This window comes from Allochromatium humboldtianum, from assembly GCF_013385175.1.
Lineage (GTDB): Bacteria > Pseudomonadota > Gammaproteobacteria > Chromatiales > Chromatiaceae > Thermochromatium > Thermochromatium humboldtianum.
The window spans coordinates 399,081-416,937 of record NZ_JABZEO010000001.1 but is presented as its reverse complement, the minus strand read 5'-3'; the positions used below and the strand labels follow the sequence as shown (position 1 = coordinate 416,937).

Here is a 17,857-nt window from a genome sequence, read left to right as displayed (position 1 = left end):
ATTCATTTAACCCCCAAAACTACCCCAAGATTAGCGACCACTAAGACTAATTATGTACCTGTAAATTCAACTACTTACCCGCGAGTTTTGGAAATCACCAGACCTCGCGATCGAACCACCGCCGCGCCGCGGGCATCTGCTGCAAGCCGCCTGGGATCGCCCGCCAGAAGCTCTTGTCAGCGTGCTCAAAGCCGTTGTTGAGGACATCCTGAATCTGATCGACCTGCGGTCCAAGGAGCGACAGCAGCCACACCCGGTTCCCTTGGTCCACCGCGCGCTCGGCGTCCATCATAAACTGCAAGGGGCCGTAGAACCCAGCGCGTTGCGATAGTTCCCACAGCAGATCCAACCCATCCTTGTCCATGTGCGGGGGCACCTTGCCCCACCACCCGATCTCACGACGAAGCTCATAGCCCAGCAGCGCCAGAGCCAGTGCCGGGACAGCGAGCGTCACCGCAGGCATCAACGCCAACGCCTTGCACGGGCCGACCTCATCACCCCAACGTCGCACGCTCTCGGTCCACACCTGGCGCAGCGCCCGCTCGTAGAACGACCACGCAAACCCCTTGAGATGCGCAAACATCATCATACGCGGATCTGAGGCCCAGGCTGCACGCAACGGCGCGTTCGGACGCAGCACCGAGTCATCGATGAACTGGTTGAGCGCCGCATTGACGGCGGCGTGCCCTCGGTCTCCAACAGGCTTTCCTGCCGCCTCCCACGCCAACACCTGCTCAGGGGTCACCCCCAGAACACGCAGACGCTGACGGCTCAGCTCCGAGTGCTGAGCGCCATGCGCGTGGTCGACGAGGAAACCCTTCCCGGTATGCAGCGCCATGACGCGCGTCATGTTCGTCCAACGGTGCATCTGGATCACCCGGAAGAATGCCTCGTTGATCCGTTGCGGCGCCCCGCCCATATACATCCCGCCGAGCTGATCGTTCACGATCGCCTCGGTCATGTCCGAGCGCAACGCACCCAGCGCCTTGAGCTCAGCCTTGGCCTCCTCGATACCCCGCGCCCGGATCATCGCCCGCAGACCATTCCATGTGGAACGCACGTCACTGCGGTTGAGGATCAGCGCTGGGTCCACGAGCGAGCTGAACAGCGTGAAGCCCAGCAGCCGGACGTTCTGATACGTCACGGCCCACGACGAGAGTGTCCGCCAGCCCTGGTTGCCATCCAGCCCAAGCTGCCCGAACAGCGCCGGGATCGCCTGCTCGGCGGCGAACTTGAACTCCGCCTCCGACAGCTCCCCGCTGTGCCGCGCCCGAGCGAGTGCCACATTGAGCTTGCTGATCGGGTCCATGCGCCGCTCCACGGTCCCGTCGCGCTTGTGGACCTCAACCTCGGCGCCAAACATCTTCTGCGTCACGCCGCGCTTGACGGCGGCTGTGGCGTACCGGTGCAGCGTCCCGCCGATGTCGTCGACCTGCCAGTCACGCAGCACGCGATGGATGTCCGGGCTCCAACGCCGTGACCGCCCCCACTCGAAACCCGGCGTGACGATCTTGGAGGTCTCACTCACGATCTGCCCATTGAGCAATTCGATGATCGATCCGTCGCTGTTCAGGGTGTCTTCCCAGACAGCCTCGGCTTCCGCCCAGTCCATGCCAAGCTCTCGGCGCAACGTCTGGATGATCAAGTCTTTGTCACGCTGGAACCGCACCATGTCGACCACGACCGGCCAGTAATCGGCGCGCTTCTGGATGTCGAGCCCGTACTCCGCGTTCAGGAACTGGCGCGTCTTCTCCAGCGCCTCGCGCAACCCCTTGACCGTCGCGCGCGTCTGCGGGTCCGGGATCGAGTTCAGTGGCGTCTCGCGGATGAGCGCCTGCTGCACAGCGTCGTACAGGGGCGAGCGCTCCAGCCCCGGATCGGACTCCAGGAGCGTGTTCACGAGTCCCGGCGCTCGGCGCAAGGGGCCAAGCGCAGGCTCCAGGATCGTGTTCCAGACATGGGCGAAGTCCTGTCGGTTGGCCGTCTCCCACGGCGCCCCACGCCCCAGGTTGTTGCCCCGCGCATCCGTGCGCCGGTAGAAGTGCGCGCCCATCTCCTTCATGATCGGTCCGCGCGCGTCGAACCAGGAGGCCAGCGTTTGGAACGTGTTGCGTGACAGCCATCCACCGAAATCGACGATCGACGCCTTGGTCGGCGAGCCATTCCAGTCGTCCAGCGCCGTGTCGATCGCCTCCCGCAGCCGGTCAAGGCGACGGCGCTGGAGGAAGCTCAGGTCGTGCTGACCGGGTCGCTCCCCCGGCGCCATGTTGTGAAACGGCGCGTCATCCTGACGACGTTGCGCCAGGAATGGAGAGCGGCCACTCGACGCCAGGGACTCCGCCACCTGATTCTGGAGTCTGGAGCCCCGGTACTCGCCCTGAGCCCCGTAGTACCCGTTGACCGCCTCAAGGAACTGGCGGAAGGTCTCATCGAGCTGAGTCTGGGCGCGCAGCACCCGCCACGCGGCGCGAAGCGCGTCGACCACGTCCTGGAAGAACTGCGCCAGGGCTGACTCATGTTGCGGCGCCTGGCGGGCGGCATAGGCCACAGTCTGATCCGCGAACCACTCCGCGAACTGTTCCGAGCGCACGACGTTCTCCGGCATCCCCTCGAACGGTCTGTCAGCCTGGAACGCCCGCGCCAGTGCCTCGCGCACCTCGGGGCTCATCCGGTCGAGGTAGACCTGCTGGATGATGTGCCCGATCTCGTGGGCGATCGAGCGCACCGTCTCTTGAAGCGACTTCCCGCCCCGGATGGTGTCGTTCAGCACCACGATCGGCTGCCGCAGCGACGGCGTGGCGTAGCCGTTGTTGTAGATGACACGGGCCGGATTGGGCATGTGGCGCGTGTCCAGCAACAAGCGGTAGGTGTGGCGTGCTTCCGCGAGGTCTTGCTCGCGCTCAGCCAGCATCCGTTTCAGCCGCGCGCGATCCGAAGGCTTCAGATGCGGCTCGCTCAGTCCGACCTTGATCGCCTCAATCGCGGCGCTGAGCTCTTGCCCCAGCGCCTCGATCTGACCCAGCACGGTCTCCAGCGACGCCTGATCGACTGTCGTCACCTGGACGTCGGTTGCCGAGTCCTGGCGCAAGGCCGTCGCGCGCAGCACTTGATCCAGGATCGCCGAAACGCGATGGCCCGCCCGATGCTCGACCCTCGTCTCGCCAGTTAGCTTCGGCGTGACCGTGATCTCGACACCGCGCTCGGGGGCTTGGCGCTCGGCGCCACGCGCCGCGCGCTGGCCTTCATGCGCTGAGCGGCGTGCTTGCCGCTCCTCGGTCTCAAGCCCCGGCTCATAGGTGCCGCGCTCCAGGGCGGTCTCGACGGTCTGGTCTTCGTTCTCAACCGCCCGACCCTCAGCTTCGCGCAGTTCCCGATACGAGCGCTCGCGCGCCGCGAGATCCCGCAACGCCTGACGTGCAGCGTTGATCTGGCGCTCAGCTTGGGTCACGGCGCGATGCGCTTGCACAGCCTCACGCCGGGACGCCTTCGCCCGCGCCTCACGCGCCTGAACCAGCTCAGCTTCAGCCGTCTTGAGAGCGTCCTCAGCCGCGCGCCACTCAGCCAGCGAGACGCGCTCGCGGTCAGCGCTGCGCGCCAAGTCCCGAGAGTCGAGATCCTTGATCGCCTCGGTCGGAAGCATCTCCCGCGTCTGAAGTTCGGCGCGCAGTTCTTGCGCCAAGACGTTGTGCAGCTTAGAGCGGTCGCGATGCGGTCGAATCTGCTCCATCAGCGCTCGGCGCGCCTCGTGCAGACGCTTCAGCCGCCCTCGGGTCGGTCCATCGAGCGTCCGCTTTCGATAGAGCGCCGCCACTCGATCACCCAGATCACGCATCCGCGCGTTGTACTCATGGCCGCGCTTCTCCTGAATCATCTGTTCGCGCTGAACCTCCAGCGCCGCCCGTTCCTGGTCGATCCGGGTCAGCTCGCGCCGCGCCTGCGCCGGGAGCTTGGCGCCCTGCTGCTCGGCCTGGATCTCAGCCCACAACACCTGGATCTCAGCCTCCAGCGCTCCGGCGTGGTAGAGGTAGTCGTCCAGCGCCTCGCTCGCGGCGCGTTGCGCGTCGACGTAGCTCTGATAGAGCACCGCCTGATCGTTGAGGTTGGTCAGCAGATCCCGCAGCGTAGTCGTCGCCCCGTCCTTCTGCTCGATCACCAGGTCGCCCGACAACACGCCCTTGAACGAGGTGCCCAGAAGCTCGGTCAGCGTGGTCAGCCCCTCGAAGAAGTCGCGCAGATACGCCTGCTCGACCGTCTCGTCGGCCAGCACATGCTGGTCACTGCGCAACTGCCGTCCGAGACGGCGAATGCCGACCGTGTTGACCGCGACCTGCGTGTGGCTGACGCCCGGTAGGTCACCCACCGGCAACATCGCCTTGTTCCTCGGACTGTTGGCACCGGACGTGAAAATCTCCGCGAGCTTCTGCAACGCCGCTTGCGGGTTGTCGCTCAGCACGGTCTGGTCGGGCTCGACCAGCCCTTCCAGGCGCACGTCGATCATCGACCATCCATCCGTGTTGACTAGATCCCAGGTGAAGTCATCCAGCGCGACCGTCTGGCGCTCAGCGCCGCGCGCCAGGGACACTTGAACCTTGAGCCCGGCCTCTGCCGTGACCGTCTGGAGCAGACGCCCGATCAGTACCACCACACCGGCGTCGGCCATCAAGCCATCGGCCTTCACACCGTCCGGCTTGACGTTGACCACCAGCGACACGGGCTTCGGCGGGTATGTCCCCTCCATGTACGCCCGCTCGATCTCGGCACGCTCGCGCGACAGGCGTTCCTCGAACGTCTCGTCCTGTGCGGCATGGGCCTCGTTCTCCAGCACGGCGGCTTCCGTGTCCTGATGCTCGCGCAGCAGTTCCTCGAACGTGGCCTCGAAGCCCGCGATCTCAGCAGCGAGGCTGTCCGCCCCCGCTGCCGCCGTCGGTGCCTCTTCCAAGCTCGGCGGCTGAGCCGCGTCCTGGCGCTTCGGTGTCTGAACCTGGAGCGTGCGCGCGTGGGTCGCCTGCGGGGGCTCAAGCCCGGCGCGGGCGTACCCGGCATTGCGTGCGGCCTCCAGCAACCGGCTGTAGGCGTTGACCGACTTCGGGTCGATCATGTACTCCCGAAACGCCCCGTCGAGGTCTTGGGCGAGCACCTCAATCAAGGCGCGGGGATCTTCGATCTGGCCGCTACGCGCGAGCTCAGCGAGCGGGTCTACCGCCTCGGTCTCCGTGCTTGGCGCTTGGGGCTCGGTGTCGGCCTTCGGCGTCCAGATGCCCGTCTCTTGGGGATCTTCGTACCCGCGCGAAGCCAGGTACGCTGCCAGGTCGCGCTCACCCGTGTTGTACGGGCGCTCACGATCCGCCTTCGGGTCCGCGATGATCGTCGCCTTGGCATCGATTGCCGCATCGATCTCGGGCTGGATCTCACTGAACGGAACGGGCGTACGCGCCGGGTGGTTGCCGTTGATCGACACGAACACCTTGGCGCCTTGCGGGTACTGTCGCTGGTTGACGCGCTCGGGGGCGACGCCTGCCCAGTCCTTCTGGTACGCCGCCGTCGAGGAACCCTCCGCGCCCTTGCCGATGAAGTGCGTGGCCTGATCCGACTTGGCCGCATCCTTGTCACGGAACGCCGGATGTCCCGACAGTGTCGGCTGGGGTTGCGTCAGCCCCAGCGCCTCGTGCTCAGACTTGGTGCTCGGCGCTTGCTTCTGGCCCTCGCGCCACATCTGGCGGGCTTGCGCCAGCGCCTCCTCCATCACGTCCACGGGCTCGCGACCGGCCTGAAGTCCCTCGGCCATCAGCGCCTCGATCGGCGCCCAGCGCTGGCCCAGCTTCGCGCGTGCGGCCTCTAACCGGCTCTGGAGCGCCTTGATCCGCTGCACCGGGCTATCGCGCTGAGCGCTCGGCGCTCCTTCCGGTTGCCGTTGCTCAGCCACCGGCTCGGCGGACTCAGCCACGGGCTGTCCGTTGTCAGTGGCTCGGTTCTCAGTTCCCAGCGCTTGGGCGGCGTGCTCCTCCTGGAGCTTCTGCCAGGCGCGGATGAAATTGGTCTCGCCATACGCCGCCTTGACCTCCGTTTTCTGCTCGGGCGTGAGTTTCCTGGCTACCGTACTCGGCTTCAGATTGACCCCGACCGCCGTGATGTGTGCCAGTCGCTCCAGGCGCCTTGGCTCCAACACCGCTTGTTCTGCGCTGTGATCCGTTGCCGTCACTCCAGGCGTTGCGGCTTGATCTCCTGGCTCTCGGTTCTCGGCGGTCGCGGATGGTGCAACTCCTTCGCTCTCGTTCGGGGCATGGGTTATCTCGGCGGGCGTTGGCCCTTGCCCTTCTTCTTGCAAGCCATCGGTCGTCTCCGGTGGTGAGTTTGGGGGAGTGAGTGCTTGGTTCTCAGCGCTCGGTGCCTCGTTCGAGGTCTCCTCCACCACGATACGGCCGTCTGCGGGCTCGGGATTGAGTGCCGAGTCCTCAGAAGCCGCCCGATGTGCCGCACGCGACTGCTCGACGAAGGTGTCCCATTCTGGGTCACCGGTCGGTGCGTCCTCGCCTCGTAGCGCCTTGAGGTAGCGCTCAGCCTCCGCGATCTCGGCGCGAATCGCTGAACGGGCCTCCCCGTTGTACTGCGTCTCGCGCGCCTTCTGGTTGGCAATGAACTGCCCCAGCTCCTCAGCGGTCGCTTCCGGGATCGCCTCCATGATCTGGGTGTGAACCGACTCAGACGACGCCCCATCCCGACTGGCCCGATTCGCCGTCAACTCGGTCAGACGACGGTTCTGGTCGACCGGCCCGAACAGTTGCGCCTCGGCAGCGATCCGCTCCTCCTGCTGGCGAATGATGTCCTCCAGCGTGCGGACTTCCTTTGTCGACGCCTCCGGGGAGAACTGGCGGATGTAGTTGAGGGCGTTGCGTGCCTCGCTGATCGCTCGGGTCCGAGCCTCGTACAGCGCCACGCGCTCGCCTTCCGTCGCCGAGCCCCTCTCGGCGAACTTGCGGTGCATCCCGGTGGCCGCGACCCGGTGGTTGTTCATGATCCTGGTGCGTTCGCCGAACGCGGCCTCGTCCCAACCCTCGGCCTTCCGGTATTCAGCCACCGGCCGTACGTTGTCCTGCGGGTAGGCTTGCCGGTAGGTCTCATCCTCCGTGACCTCGCGCGTGGGTTGCTCGCCCGTCACCTGCGTCTCGGCGCGTGCGACCTGTGCCTCTCGCCACTGCTGGATTGCGGTCTCGGCCTGAGCCTCGGTCATCTCCGGGGTGACACCCGCTTGCCGCGCCATGTCACGCGCACTCAGATGCCGCGCAGAGTCCGTAGTCGTGGTGATCGAAGCGCTGACCGCGCTACCGGCGATACCACCTTTGATTGCCGCTTCACGGACGCGCTTGATGTTCTCTTCGCTGAAGAGCTCGAAGCTCGGGTCTTCATACGCCCGTGCTGTCAGTAGGATCAGCTCCTGAAGCGCTTCGGTCGGCGCCTCGACGGCCGCCCCGATCGCTGCGCCCTTACCCAGCCCCTTGGCCGCTTCCTTCCAGAGCTTCGCCCCCGACGCTTCCAGGATCTGGAGCGCCGCCGTCTTCGACGAAGTCCTGAGCAACGGGGCGGCCATCGCCGACAACCCGATCGCATCCAGCGCCGCCATCGGGATACCGGCCACCAGCGCCGTGCCCGAAGCATCGATCCCAGCCTCCAGGAGCTCCTTCTGGACCTCACCGGCGTTCAGCCCGTAGCTCGCCGCCCCTGAACCCAGCGCGAAGCGCATGGCCGCTTTGCCCGCGGCTTGGCGCGCCGCCAAACCAGCGGCGGCCACACCTGGCGCCGCCGTGCCGCCCGAAGCCGCCACAGCCAGGCCCGCGCCCAACGACACACCCATGTTCGGGAGGTTCTCGACGATGGCTTCGAGCGCATAGGTACCGACGTTGTCCCAGGTCACAGCATCCCAATCGGCTACCTTCGCCGGATTGACCGCCGCCTCCATCATGTTGCGCTCCAGGCCGTGCCGGGCATCTTCCGCCCAGCCCTCGGCACCGAGCTGGTCGCCCACAGCGTTGCCGAAGGCGTAGAGCATCGCCTGCATGTTGTCGACGCCACGATCCCAGGAGCGCTTGACCGTGCCGCCCGGCATCCCGCCCGACCGGATGTTGCCCGCCAAATCAAACTCAGCCGGAGTGGACAGCGCCTCCTCGCGTCGCGCCGCCAGCTCCCGCTCCTGGTCGGTCATCATCTCGGGCAGGGCGTTGCGCCGGAAGAACCCGGCGAGCTCCTGATCCATCTCCGACTGCGTGCTCCACTGCGTTGGCGAGGCCAGCCCGTTGCGGATCATGTACTCGCTGTGCTCCTCGCCGTCGGCGCGGATCATCCGTCCCATCGAGCGCGTTCCCGTCGCGTCCCGGCCACCCACGGGGATGATCGTCGCGCCCTGCTCCAACGCCGAGCGCGTCTCCTCGGTGGCCAGATCCGCCCCCGGTTGCCCACGCTGGCCACGCCAGGGCTTGCGCGTCTCCGGGGCGTCGAACCCGACCAGACGGACGCGCTCGTCCCGGCCCTGCTCGCGCACCGTATCGGCGTCGATGGCGAAGAATCGCTGAAGGTCATCATTGAGCATGGCGGCGTCCGGTCTGTTGGGCGAGGACGTGTTCGTAGCGCGAGGGAGTCAACTCCACCCCTTGCTCCTTGGCCTGCTCGATGTGCTGGAGCAGATCCGACACCTTGAACCCGTAGCGCATGGCCATCTGGATCATCTGCGCCGACTCTGCCGGGGTCACACCCGCGCGCTCCTGGACCGTGCCGAGCCCGATCATGAGGTGAAGCTGCGTTTCCTCGCTGATGTTCTCGCCGCCGACGATCGACTGCATCGGTTTGACCAGTCGGTCGACAACCTCACCTGCCTCCGTCTCCGTCAGGCCCAGGGCGCCCGCGGCCATCCCCACCGAGTAGGAGCGGAACGTCGGGCCGCGCCCGATAAGGGGCTTCATCTTCTCCTGCACCGCTTCCGTCGTGCGCTTGGCGTGATGCATGACCGTCGAGAGATTCTTCTGGGTCGGCTCGATCCCACGCGCGTCCATCGTGATCGCCATCATGGCGCCAACTTGCGGCGTGAAATCGTCACCGAAGGCGTGCTTGCCGACCTGCTCGATCGTCTTCATCCGCTGCTGAGCCAGTTTGTACTGCTGCTCCTCCAGCTTCAGGCGAGTTTCGGCCTGCTCTGCCGCCGTCATCGGCGTCTCCGTCGCCGCACGCTCCCAGAGCGAGCGACCGTTGTAAGGGTCGACCGCGGCACCCCCGCCCTTGGAATCACGCAGATACTGCGGCTCGGCCAAGCGCCCGGTGTTGGCGTAGCGCTCAGCGTCCTTAACGCTCACCTCGTTGGGGAAGTGCGTGGCCATACGGATGGCCGCATCCAACCCTCGGGGGCTCCCCTGTCGGGATGCGCCCACAGCGCGTGAGTTGCCACGTTCCGGCGAACCGCCGCCTGCTTGACCGAGGATCGTGCGGACGTAATTCTGGGTCTCGCGGAAGTTCGGAATCCCACCGGCCTTGTCGACCGCCCCGGCTCCGGCGTTGTACGCGGCCAGAGCCAGCGGGACATTCCCATCGTAGCGAGCCAGCATCGCTTTGAGATAGTCGGCGCTGAAGCGCAGGTTCTCCTCCGGCGTGTTGTTGCGCACCGGCGTCACACCAAAACCCGGCTGTCTGGCCGTCTCAGGCATGATCTGGCCCAAGCCCCACGCGCCTTTGTTGGATCGCGCCGTCGGGTTCCAGCCCGACTCCTGCTGGACGAGACTCAGGAACAGCTCTGGCGGCAGCCCGGCGCGGGTGGCGTGATAGACCGCCGCCCCTTGCGCGTCCTCCTTGGTGCGAATCGCCGACCCCGGCTTCCAGTCCAGGTTCGGGGACCACGCCCCGGAGACCGGCGCTTGGCGCTGGGGCTCGGCGCTTGGCTCCGAGCCCAAGGCGCTGCGAGACCCCCGCCCGGAGCGAACCCCTTGACGCTCACGGGGAACCACCTCCTCGGGCATGGGGGTCGGTGCGGCCTCCCGCAGCGAGCGCCCCGTGCGAGTGCCTTGGCGCTCACGGGGGACTACGTCATCAGGCATGTGGACCGGCGCGGCCTCCCGCAGCGAACGCCCAGTACGAGTGCCCTGCCGCTCCTCGGGCACCACACTCTCCGGCACGGAGCGCTCAGAAACCGCCGGAGCGTTCTGCAAGACACTGAAGTCCAGGGCGCTTGGATCTTCCGCCACGTCCGGGGCATCCGGGCGCTCGCCGCCAAGCCCTTGGGGCTGAGCACGGGTGCTGGGGACGTAGGACACCGAGGCATGTGACTCCGCCCCGAGCATCCCTTCGATCAGTCCCCGGCGCCCCCGATACAGGCGTCCTTGGTTGTCGATGTCGGCGAACTTCGCGCTTCGGCCCCGCAAATGGTCGAGCATTCCGGAAAAGGCTTGCTCAGGCGTGAACAGCACCACCGGGTCGCTACCCTCAGAGCTTCGCCCTTGGGTCGCGGGACCACGGCTCTTGACCTCACCAGTCTTAGGATCGAACACCACCAAGTCCAACGCCAGACGTCCATCCTGCGTCGGCGTAAGTCCCTCGACCCGGATCAGGTTGCCGTTGGCGTCGCGGATGTCCTCGAACCCGTAGTCGTTGAGCAAATCCACCCACTGAGTCCGCAACTGCTCATCACCAAGCAACTGCTCCATCGGGCGAGGCGCACCGAGGTCGTCGTAGTACAACGTCTCAGCGCGTCGTGCGAGGGAGTCGTGATACTCCTGACCGCCCAGCTTGTACGCCTCCCGAGCCTCGCGCAGCGTCTGCTCAGCCAGCGAGTCATTGCCCTTCTTGCGCAGAAGCTCGGCCCGGCGCTGGGCGCGGGCATACTCGACCTCATAGGAGGGCGGCGCGCTGCTGTAGGTCTTGTCGCCGAACTGATAGCGCTTGACGTACTCCTTGCCCGAAGCTGCCTCCCCGCCCAACCCTGTGGCGACCTCCGGCGCCTCGATCTCGATGACCTCAAGGTCACTGAGGGCTTCGAGATCCTTATTGGCGCGACGATCAATAAAGTTCTGGGCGAGCAGGTCTCCGATCTGAGCGCCGCGCGCAAAGCCTGCCGAAAAACTCATGCGGGTACCTCTGTCAACTCAAGACCCAACTGGTCGTAGTAAACCGCCTGGTACCCAGAAGGCAGAGTAACAACCGCCTCGGGGAAGCGCTTGGCGACCTCATCGGCCATAACACCAAGCCACCGACGCCGGGGATCGAACCGGTAAACAAACGTGTAGAGACCCAAGCCCAAGTGGGCCAGGAACCCGACCAACCGGATCTGCGTTTTGAGGCGGCGGTCAGACTTCGTTGCTGCCCCCAACCCAGCCCCCACGATCGTGCCCCACATATCTGCGTTGCTGCTGACCGAGTTGTTGTAGACACTCGTCTGCGAGTTCAGGATGCTCGACAGCCCGCTCATTTGCAGGCTTTGCCCGGCCTGAATCGTGCTGGCCCCGCTACTCAACCCGGCCATGTAGTTGTTACCCGCCGTCGACGCATTCGCCCCGGCTGAGTTACCCGCATTGATGGCCACCGAATACGCTCCCGTAGACGCCCCGGTCAGCCCGCGTCCCAAGCTCGTGGCATCCAGCAGCCGCGCGTAGCCCGTCGATTCGGCCTGCGAGCGCGCGTTCGTCATGGCGTTGGCTCGTTGCGCCGCCAATGCCAGCGTGGACTGGTTCCGCTGCCCGGCAAACCGCCCGGAGTTCGGGTTGACCCCCATCGCCGCCATCGAGCGGTTGTTGGCCTGCTGCGTGACCGCGTATGCCTTTGCGGCATCCACCGCCGCCTGCCGCGCCTGCTCCTCCTTGTAGGCGTCCGAATTGAACGACTCCGCCTGCGCCAGGAGCCGCTGCTCCACCGGCTGATAGGAGTTCTTCCAGTAGTTGTAGTAGTCCGTGCCCTGCTTGTTGGTCTGGTTTTGCGTGTCGACCAACGACGCGGTGATCTGCTCGTAGAGCGGCTTCAGTTCTTCATACTGCGACCGGGACAGCTCGACTTGCTCCATCCCTAGTTCGTAACTCAACAGCGCGGATTTCTCCGACGCGCTGGCCAAAGAGGTGTAATCAGGGGCTTCCGAGGAACTCTTACCCATTGCATTGCTCCCGAGGCTTGATCCACCGACAGGTGTCTTTCCACATCACCAACATGACGACGTCCACGCCGTTGCCCTTCGGGATCACGAACTCAGGGGCGAACCCCAGGTGCTGATCGAAGCGCAAGGCATCCGCGTTGTCAGCGTCGACCAGAGCGGTCACCCGCTCCAGGCCGAGCTGGTTGAAGGCGTAATCGAAGAACCCGTACAGCAAACAACGCTTAAGCGCGTACCGGCCCTCGAAGGCTACATGCGCGTTGGCGTTGGTATCGGTGATGTTGTTGAGGATGCACCCAGCCACCAGAGGGCCACCGGGGCTCTCGCGCAACCCAAGTGCGGCGAATGACCCCCAATCGCCCGACAACAGGCCCACACGCTGCGCCACCCACGGACCAACGACGTGGCGGTCGATCTCAAGGCGTGGGTCGTCGACAGCCGGAGGGACCGGCTCATGCGTTACGAGCGTGGAATACACCGTGTCGGAGATCGCCGTCTCGTAGCCGTGAACGATCCCGACGATCAGTTCGGGGGTCAGAACGCTGCCCGCGTTACGGGCGAGAATCTGATGAAGGGGGGTCATAGCAGGAAGCCGACTCCGCAACAGCGCGTTGAAAATCATCCCCGATTCTAAAGGTCTGATTTTGGGTCTGTGCGCTATCAGCCGGAGTCGTCACGGCGGCGTCGGCCACTCGATATGCTCAGGAAAACCAGGCTGGGCCGGGACGTCGCGCAGTGCCTGCCGGTAACGCTGCCACTCGTTTCTGGCCACGCCCGGAGCGTCCGAGAGTTGAGTCCAATCAGACGCTTTGAGTCGACGATCTCGCTCAAGGCGAGCAAGGAATGTCGCCCGCTCTGAAGGGATCTTCCAGGTGTCCGCCTGGAAGTCGAACTCATGGTGCATGGACGGGCGCGGTGGAAGGGTTTCGACCTGCAACACGCCCTCGCGCACAACAACCCGATCAGTCACCGGATCGGCGCGCACGCCAGCCACCAAGGTTTGCCCCTCCCCCGTGGTGGGGAGCGCGCCATCCGTCTCGCCGGACATCACGACTCGCCCGGTCAGAGTTTCGTACACCGTGAACAAGGTACTCATCGCTTGAACGCAATCGCTGTAATCGAGGCCGCGCCCAGCGTTACGCCAGGATCAAGCCCGCCGCCCGTGCGCCCCCAAATGAACGCCCCGACGGCGGCGTTCCAGGGGGAACTGACCGACGGCGAGAAGATGCCCGCCGCCGTCAGCGTGACGGCGGTACCTACATCAAACGAGGCGCCAACCTCATGGTACCCGGTCATCGAACCCACGCTGAGATTCATGTGCGCTTCCGTCATCACGGGGCTGTAGTTGAAGACGTTCGCCGTGGCGATGACCAAGACCTGCGTCCCCGGCTCCGACAACGGGAGTGAAAGCGAAGGCATCCACCCATTCGCCGACGCCCCCGCGACGTTCGTGACGGCGTTCGACAGCAGATTGGCGCTGCCGACCTTCAACTGATCGATGTAAACGACCCCACCTTGCACCCGAAACGGTGTGACCGCCTGCCCATTGACGATGTCGCGGATCTTGAACTGATTGCCTGCCAGGTTGAACTCGACCTGGCCATCGCCCCGGAGCATCCAACCCTGCACCCCGGATTGGTAGTTCGTCGAGCGCAGCTCCGTGTCGACCGCGATGCTCCCCGACGTGATCTTGCCCGCCCATAGGCTCTGGATCTTCGCTGAGGTAATCGCCGCATCCCCGATCTTCGCTGAGGTGATCGAGCCGTTGCGGATAAACGCCTCGCGCATGTAGACGCCCGCAGGCACGGTTTCCCCATTGATGATCGACGTCGACGTCGATACGATGAACGGGTACTGCGCCGTATGCGTGCCGCCGCGCGAGGGGCTGCCGATAGCGAACATATCCGCGTTGACGACGAAATGGCTGACGGCCTGACCGTTGATGATCTGCGACGACAGCCCAAACCCGGAGATGTATCCGCTGTGGTCGATCTTCAGGCCGATCAGCCCGGTCGTCGTCCCATCGGCTCCCACCGAAGCGCGCATGAGTTGCTCGATCGAGAGCGTGTTCCCGCCGCTCGACACCGAGACCTGGCGCACAGCCTCAGCCAGCGGTCGGACAAGCCAGGTGCCGCCTGCGGCTTCACAAACCTCGCGCGTGGTGTGGCCTGCCAGCGTGCAGTAACCCACCATCGCCTGATCGAGCTGCCGGACCATCGCCTCCTGGTCTTCCAGGGTGGCGGTCAGCCCCGTGATCTGGTTGGTCAGCGCCTGATCAGCCGACACATACGCCTCGCGCACGCTGGTGATCTCGGCGTGCGCCTTCGCCAATCCGGTATCCGGGTCATTGATTGTGGCCGTGAGCTGCGCGGTCTGACGGGCGTTCACTGATCCGGAGGTGACGGAGATGTCGTTCAGGTCGGCGATTGACCCCTCATTGGTCCCCACCCGCCCGGTGAGCGCCGTGAGGTCCGTGACTACCGCTCCGATCTCATCGACCCGCGCCTCACGCTCATCCATGATCAGCCCTTCGATCCGACCTGTCTCGGTCTCGACCGTGGCGCCGATCTCCTGGATCTGGGTGGCCAGGGCCGCATCCTCTTCCGCTCGTGCGGTCTCCTCGCGCGTAATGCGCGCGTGGGATTCGGCCAGCCCGGTCTCCTCATCGTAGATCGCCGCCTCGATCCCGTACAGTGTGCGCGCCGTGACCGACCCGGAGTCCTCGGTCACCGTGTTGAGCTGCATGATCGCCGCCGAGTTGAGATCCCCTGCCACCTTCAGCGCTCGAAGCGAGGTGTAACCACCCTGCCCGCCGATCGTGATATCGGTCCCGCCGTCGACCAGCTCGCGAATCGTGGCGTTCACCTCCGCATTGAGAAGCGAGAAGCGCTCCTCCAGCGCCGCCGTCATCGCTCTGATTCGCGTCTCCGGGAGCTGGATCAGATCGATGCGTTCGTTGAGATACCGGACAATCTCACTGTCGGCGATCCGCTCTTCCAGCAGATCGATGAGCTTGTCGATGTCGACATCAAGCCAGCCCTCGTCCCCTTCATCCGGGTCTTTTCCGAACGCCCGCCCGACGATGCGGGCCACGTCGCTCCTGGTGGCAAAGCCCCCATCGAACGCCTCGCGAACCCGATCGACGAACAGACGCAGATCACGGGGAATATCGCTGGTGACGGTAGGCAGACTGGACTTAGACACTGGCAATCTCCGACATCGCCTGCGCAATCGCGACGTTGAAAATCTCCACCGGGACCGTCAGCTCGAACTGCCACGCCCGCGCCTGCACAGCCGGAAGGCGGAACGGATCACGACCGGTAACAGCGTGCTCCAGAATCGTTTGCCCTCCGGCGAAGACCGTGCAGATGATCGGCGGGTCCGGGGGCGGTCCTTCCGCTTCGACCTGGGCGCAGGAGAATCCGGTGATCTGCGGGAAGGTGAACAACTTGGACCGCCACACGCCCGTCACCGGATCGCCCTCGCCCCAAGCACGAATAGCCGCGCCCGCCACGGTGTATAAGCGGTCGGCCTGAAGGTCGGCATACGCCGCCGACACACCGTCTCGCCGATGGAAATAGAGCTGCCCCTCACGGGTGTCGAACACAAAGCCGCCAGGACGATCTCCGTACAGTGCGATGTACTTCCCATCATGGCTGTAGGCGTGCAGCGCCTCGGGATTCAGCGCCCGCCACTGCTCGCGCGTCAGGAGCGCCCCCGTCACCAGCTCCGAACCGCTCGGCGACAGGCGCATGAGTCCGTCCGGGCTGGCGTAGAACACCGACCCGTTCATGGAGACGATTGAGCGCTTGGAGACACACGCCTGCTCCAGGTCCGACTTGACCGCCACCAGCACATCCGGGTGACTGCCCTGGATGATGTACGGGACGCCCGTGGTCAGGACCGCGAGCGTCGTATCCATGCGACCAAGGCCCACCACTGGGTAGTCGATGGTCTGCTGGTAGTTCTCAGGCCAGGCGTGCGGATGGTAAGGCTCGCAGAAATGCAGGTCGCGCCCGGTGAACCCCGCCATCATGCCGTTAGGGAGGTTGATCAGCCCCTGAAGATCGTCCGGGGGCGGCGTCCAAGTCATCGACGGCATCTCCTCACCCAACCCGTCCGCTGTGACGCCATCCACGAGACTCGTCGTACTGACGCTCTCCTCCCCAACGAACAAGTAGGCGCCGTTGACCGACCGGTACAGGCGCCAGTGCGTCACCTGCGCCTCGGACGGGCCGGACGGAAGGCTGACCGATACGGCTTGCTTCGGATAGACGTCAACCGACTCACTCGGCGGCGAAGGGGCCGATTCCCGCTCCCAATCGTCGACTTTGGACACCCAGGTGTAGGCGTAGACCCGTGTCTCCTTGGAAAGCACGTCCAAGGTCCGGCCAGTCGCCAGCAGAACATTGGCGGTGGTGGTCTTGTACCGCACATCCAGCGTGACTCGGCTATGCGGGTGCCCTGGAGGAGGCGCCATGTACCCAATAGCCGCGGTCTTGATGACCACGCTGGTGCCATTGGTGACCGCGACCAGATGCGGTTCGTCGTTGAACACCGCCGCCACCGCCGCAGGCGTCGTGCTGCTGACCTGGATCGTGGTGTAGGTCGCGCCCTCATCCAACGAATACTGGATGTCGTCCTCGCTATTGAGCAACGACAGATCCGTGCTGTTCAGCGTGACTTCAGCGTAGTGCGGGTCATTACCGTGCGCGTCGAAGGTGAGATTGTGGTTTCGGTTCTCCTGCCAGAAGGCCAGCCCCAGATGCGCCCCCTCCCCGATGTGCGGGTGGAACGTCTCGACATACACGTCGCTCCCATCCATCCCCGCCACCAGGAATCCGGTCGCATTGAGCATGTCGACGAGGATCTGCGCGTTGAACGCCCCGCGCGGAAAGTGATGCACGACTTCAGGTACAGGGTCGTTGCGGTGGATGTGCAGGAACACCCGTCCTCCCTTGTCGGCGACCCACCCGGCGATTGTGCTGACGTGCGCCTGATAGATCCGCAAACGTGGGGGCCAGGCATCCTGCCCCTGCCCGGACTTGCGTGTATAGTCGTCCTCGGCGTACTTGATGTGGATCGACACATCCCGTCCGGCCTCCGAGGTCTTGACCACCACGTTGCCGCCGACGACTTCCGCCGTCAGACCCGCCACCCCGTTCAACGCATCGGCCACCGAAGACGCGGTGATCTCGCCCGTGAGGGCTACGTCATGGGTGAACGTCTGCCCGCCGTCCAGGCTGACTTTGAGACCAAAACGGTTCGTAAATGAGCTGATCTCCCCCAAAGTGATCGTCAACGTCGCCGGTTCGGTCTCGTAGGCGTACTCCTGCTCGGTCGCTCCCGGTGCCTGGCTCGGCGGCTGGACCCCGAGCGGGATCGACTGCGCGGGCGGGCCACCGGAGTTCGGGGCCAGGTTCTTGTTGGTCGCCTTGGGCGCCCCGTCCCCGGTGTAGAACGTCCACTCATGCTCGTCGCCCGCAATCTGCGAGCGCACCACATCGACCTCATGCTCCCAGGCGAACCACTGGGGCGCGGCACTCAGGTCATTCTGGCGGAATCGATAGAGTGTCTTCGCTCCCGCGATGGCCGAAGCAACCGCAGGCCCGAGCGCTCGCAACGGCTTAAGCGACGTCCCCGCCGCTTCGACGTCCTCGGCGACCTGCGCCATATCCTCGGGCAGGAACCGAGGCGGGATCTTGGGCGCAACGCCTTTGAAGCGCGGGGTCGAGAGCTTCATGG

General features: G+C 65.2%; 7 protein-coding genes. All 7 read right to left on the bottom strand.

Going from position 1 to position 17,857, the window contains the following annotated elements; all coding sequences use genetic code 11:
• Positions 1 to 94: 94 nt before the first annotated feature.
• The 7 genes from HW932_RS02010 to HW932_RS01980 all read right to left on the bottom strand — a co-directional run bounded on the left by HW932_RS02010 (position 95) and on the right by HW932_RS01980 (position 17,855).
• Complete coding sequence (locus HW932_RS02010; RefSeq protein ID WP_176974823.1) at positions 95 to 8,581, bottom strand: thermonuclease family protein; 8,487 nt, start codon at positions 8,579 to 8,581, stop codon at positions 95 to 97.
• Positions 8,571 to 11,099 (bottom strand): lytic transglycosylase domain-containing protein, encoded by a 2,529-nt coding sequence (locus tag HW932_RS21615; RefSeq protein WP_222932184.1) that lies wholly within the window; start codon positions 11,097 to 11,099, stop codon positions 8,571 to 8,573. Before HW932_RS21615 ends, HW932_RS02010 begins: the two co-directional genes overlap by 11 nt.
• Positions 11,096 to 12,115: a tail fiber domain-containing protein gene (locus tag HW932_RS02000; protein ID WP_176974822.1), complete on the bottom strand. Its 1,020-nt coding sequence runs from the start codon at positions 12,113 to 12,115 to the stop codon at positions 11,096 to 11,098. The genes HW932_RS21615 and HW932_RS02000 overlap by 4 nt, the downstream gene beginning before the upstream one ends.
• The gene (locus HW932_RS01995; protein WP_176974821.1) at positions 12,108 to 12,695 is read right to left on the bottom strand and encodes a GNAT family N-acetyltransferase; all 588 of its coding nucleotides are present in this window, start codon (positions 12,693 to 12,695) and stop codon (positions 12,108 to 12,110) included. The genes HW932_RS02000 and HW932_RS01995 overlap by 8 nt, the downstream gene beginning before the upstream one ends.
• A 90-nt stretch (positions 12,696 to 12,785) precedes the next feature.
• The gene (locus tag HW932_RS01990) at positions 12,786 to 13,208 is read right to left on the bottom strand and encodes a tail fiber assembly protein (RefSeq protein WP_222932183.1); all 423 of its coding nucleotides are present in this window, start codon (positions 13,206 to 13,208) and stop codon (positions 12,786 to 12,788) included.
• Positions 13,205 to 15,316 (bottom strand): phage tail tip fiber protein, encoded by a 2,112-nt coding sequence (locus HW932_RS22070; protein ID WP_176974820.1) that lies wholly within the window; start codon positions 15,314 to 15,316, stop codon positions 13,205 to 13,207. Before HW932_RS22070 ends, HW932_RS01990 begins: the two co-directional genes overlap by 4 nt.
• Positions 15,309 to 17,855, bottom strand: coding sequence for a hypothetical protein (locus HW932_RS01980; RefSeq protein WP_176974819.1), 2,547 nt, complete (start codon positions 17,853 to 17,855; stop codon positions 15,309 to 15,311). Before HW932_RS01980 ends, HW932_RS22070 begins: the two co-directional genes overlap by 8 nt.
• Positions 17,856 to 17,857 lie beyond the last annotated feature (2 nt).

Coding starts and splice junctions, on each gene's coding strand:
- HW932_RS02010 (WP_176974823.1), bottom strand. CDS start 8,581: ATGCTCAATGATGACCTTCAGCGATTCTTCGCCATCGACGCCGATACG.
- HW932_RS01990 (WP_222932183.1), bottom strand. CDS start 13,208: ATGAGTACCTTGTTCACGGTGTACGAAACTCTGACCGGGCGAGTCGTG.
- HW932_RS01980 (WP_176974819.1), bottom strand. CDS start 17,855: ATGAAGCTCTCGACCCCGCGCTTCAAAGGCGTTGCGCCCAAGATCCCG.
- HW932_RS21615 (WP_222932184.1), bottom strand. CDS start 11,099: ATGAGTTTTTCGGCAGGCTTTGCGCGCGGCGCTCAGATCGGAGACCTG.
- HW932_RS02000 (WP_176974822.1), bottom strand. CDS start 12,115: ATGGGTAAGAGTTCCTCGGAAGCCCCTGATTACACCTCTTTGGCCAGC.
- HW932_RS01995 (WP_176974821.1), bottom strand. CDS start 12,695: ATGACCCCCCTTCATCAGATTCTCGCCCGTAACGCGGGCAGCGTTCTG.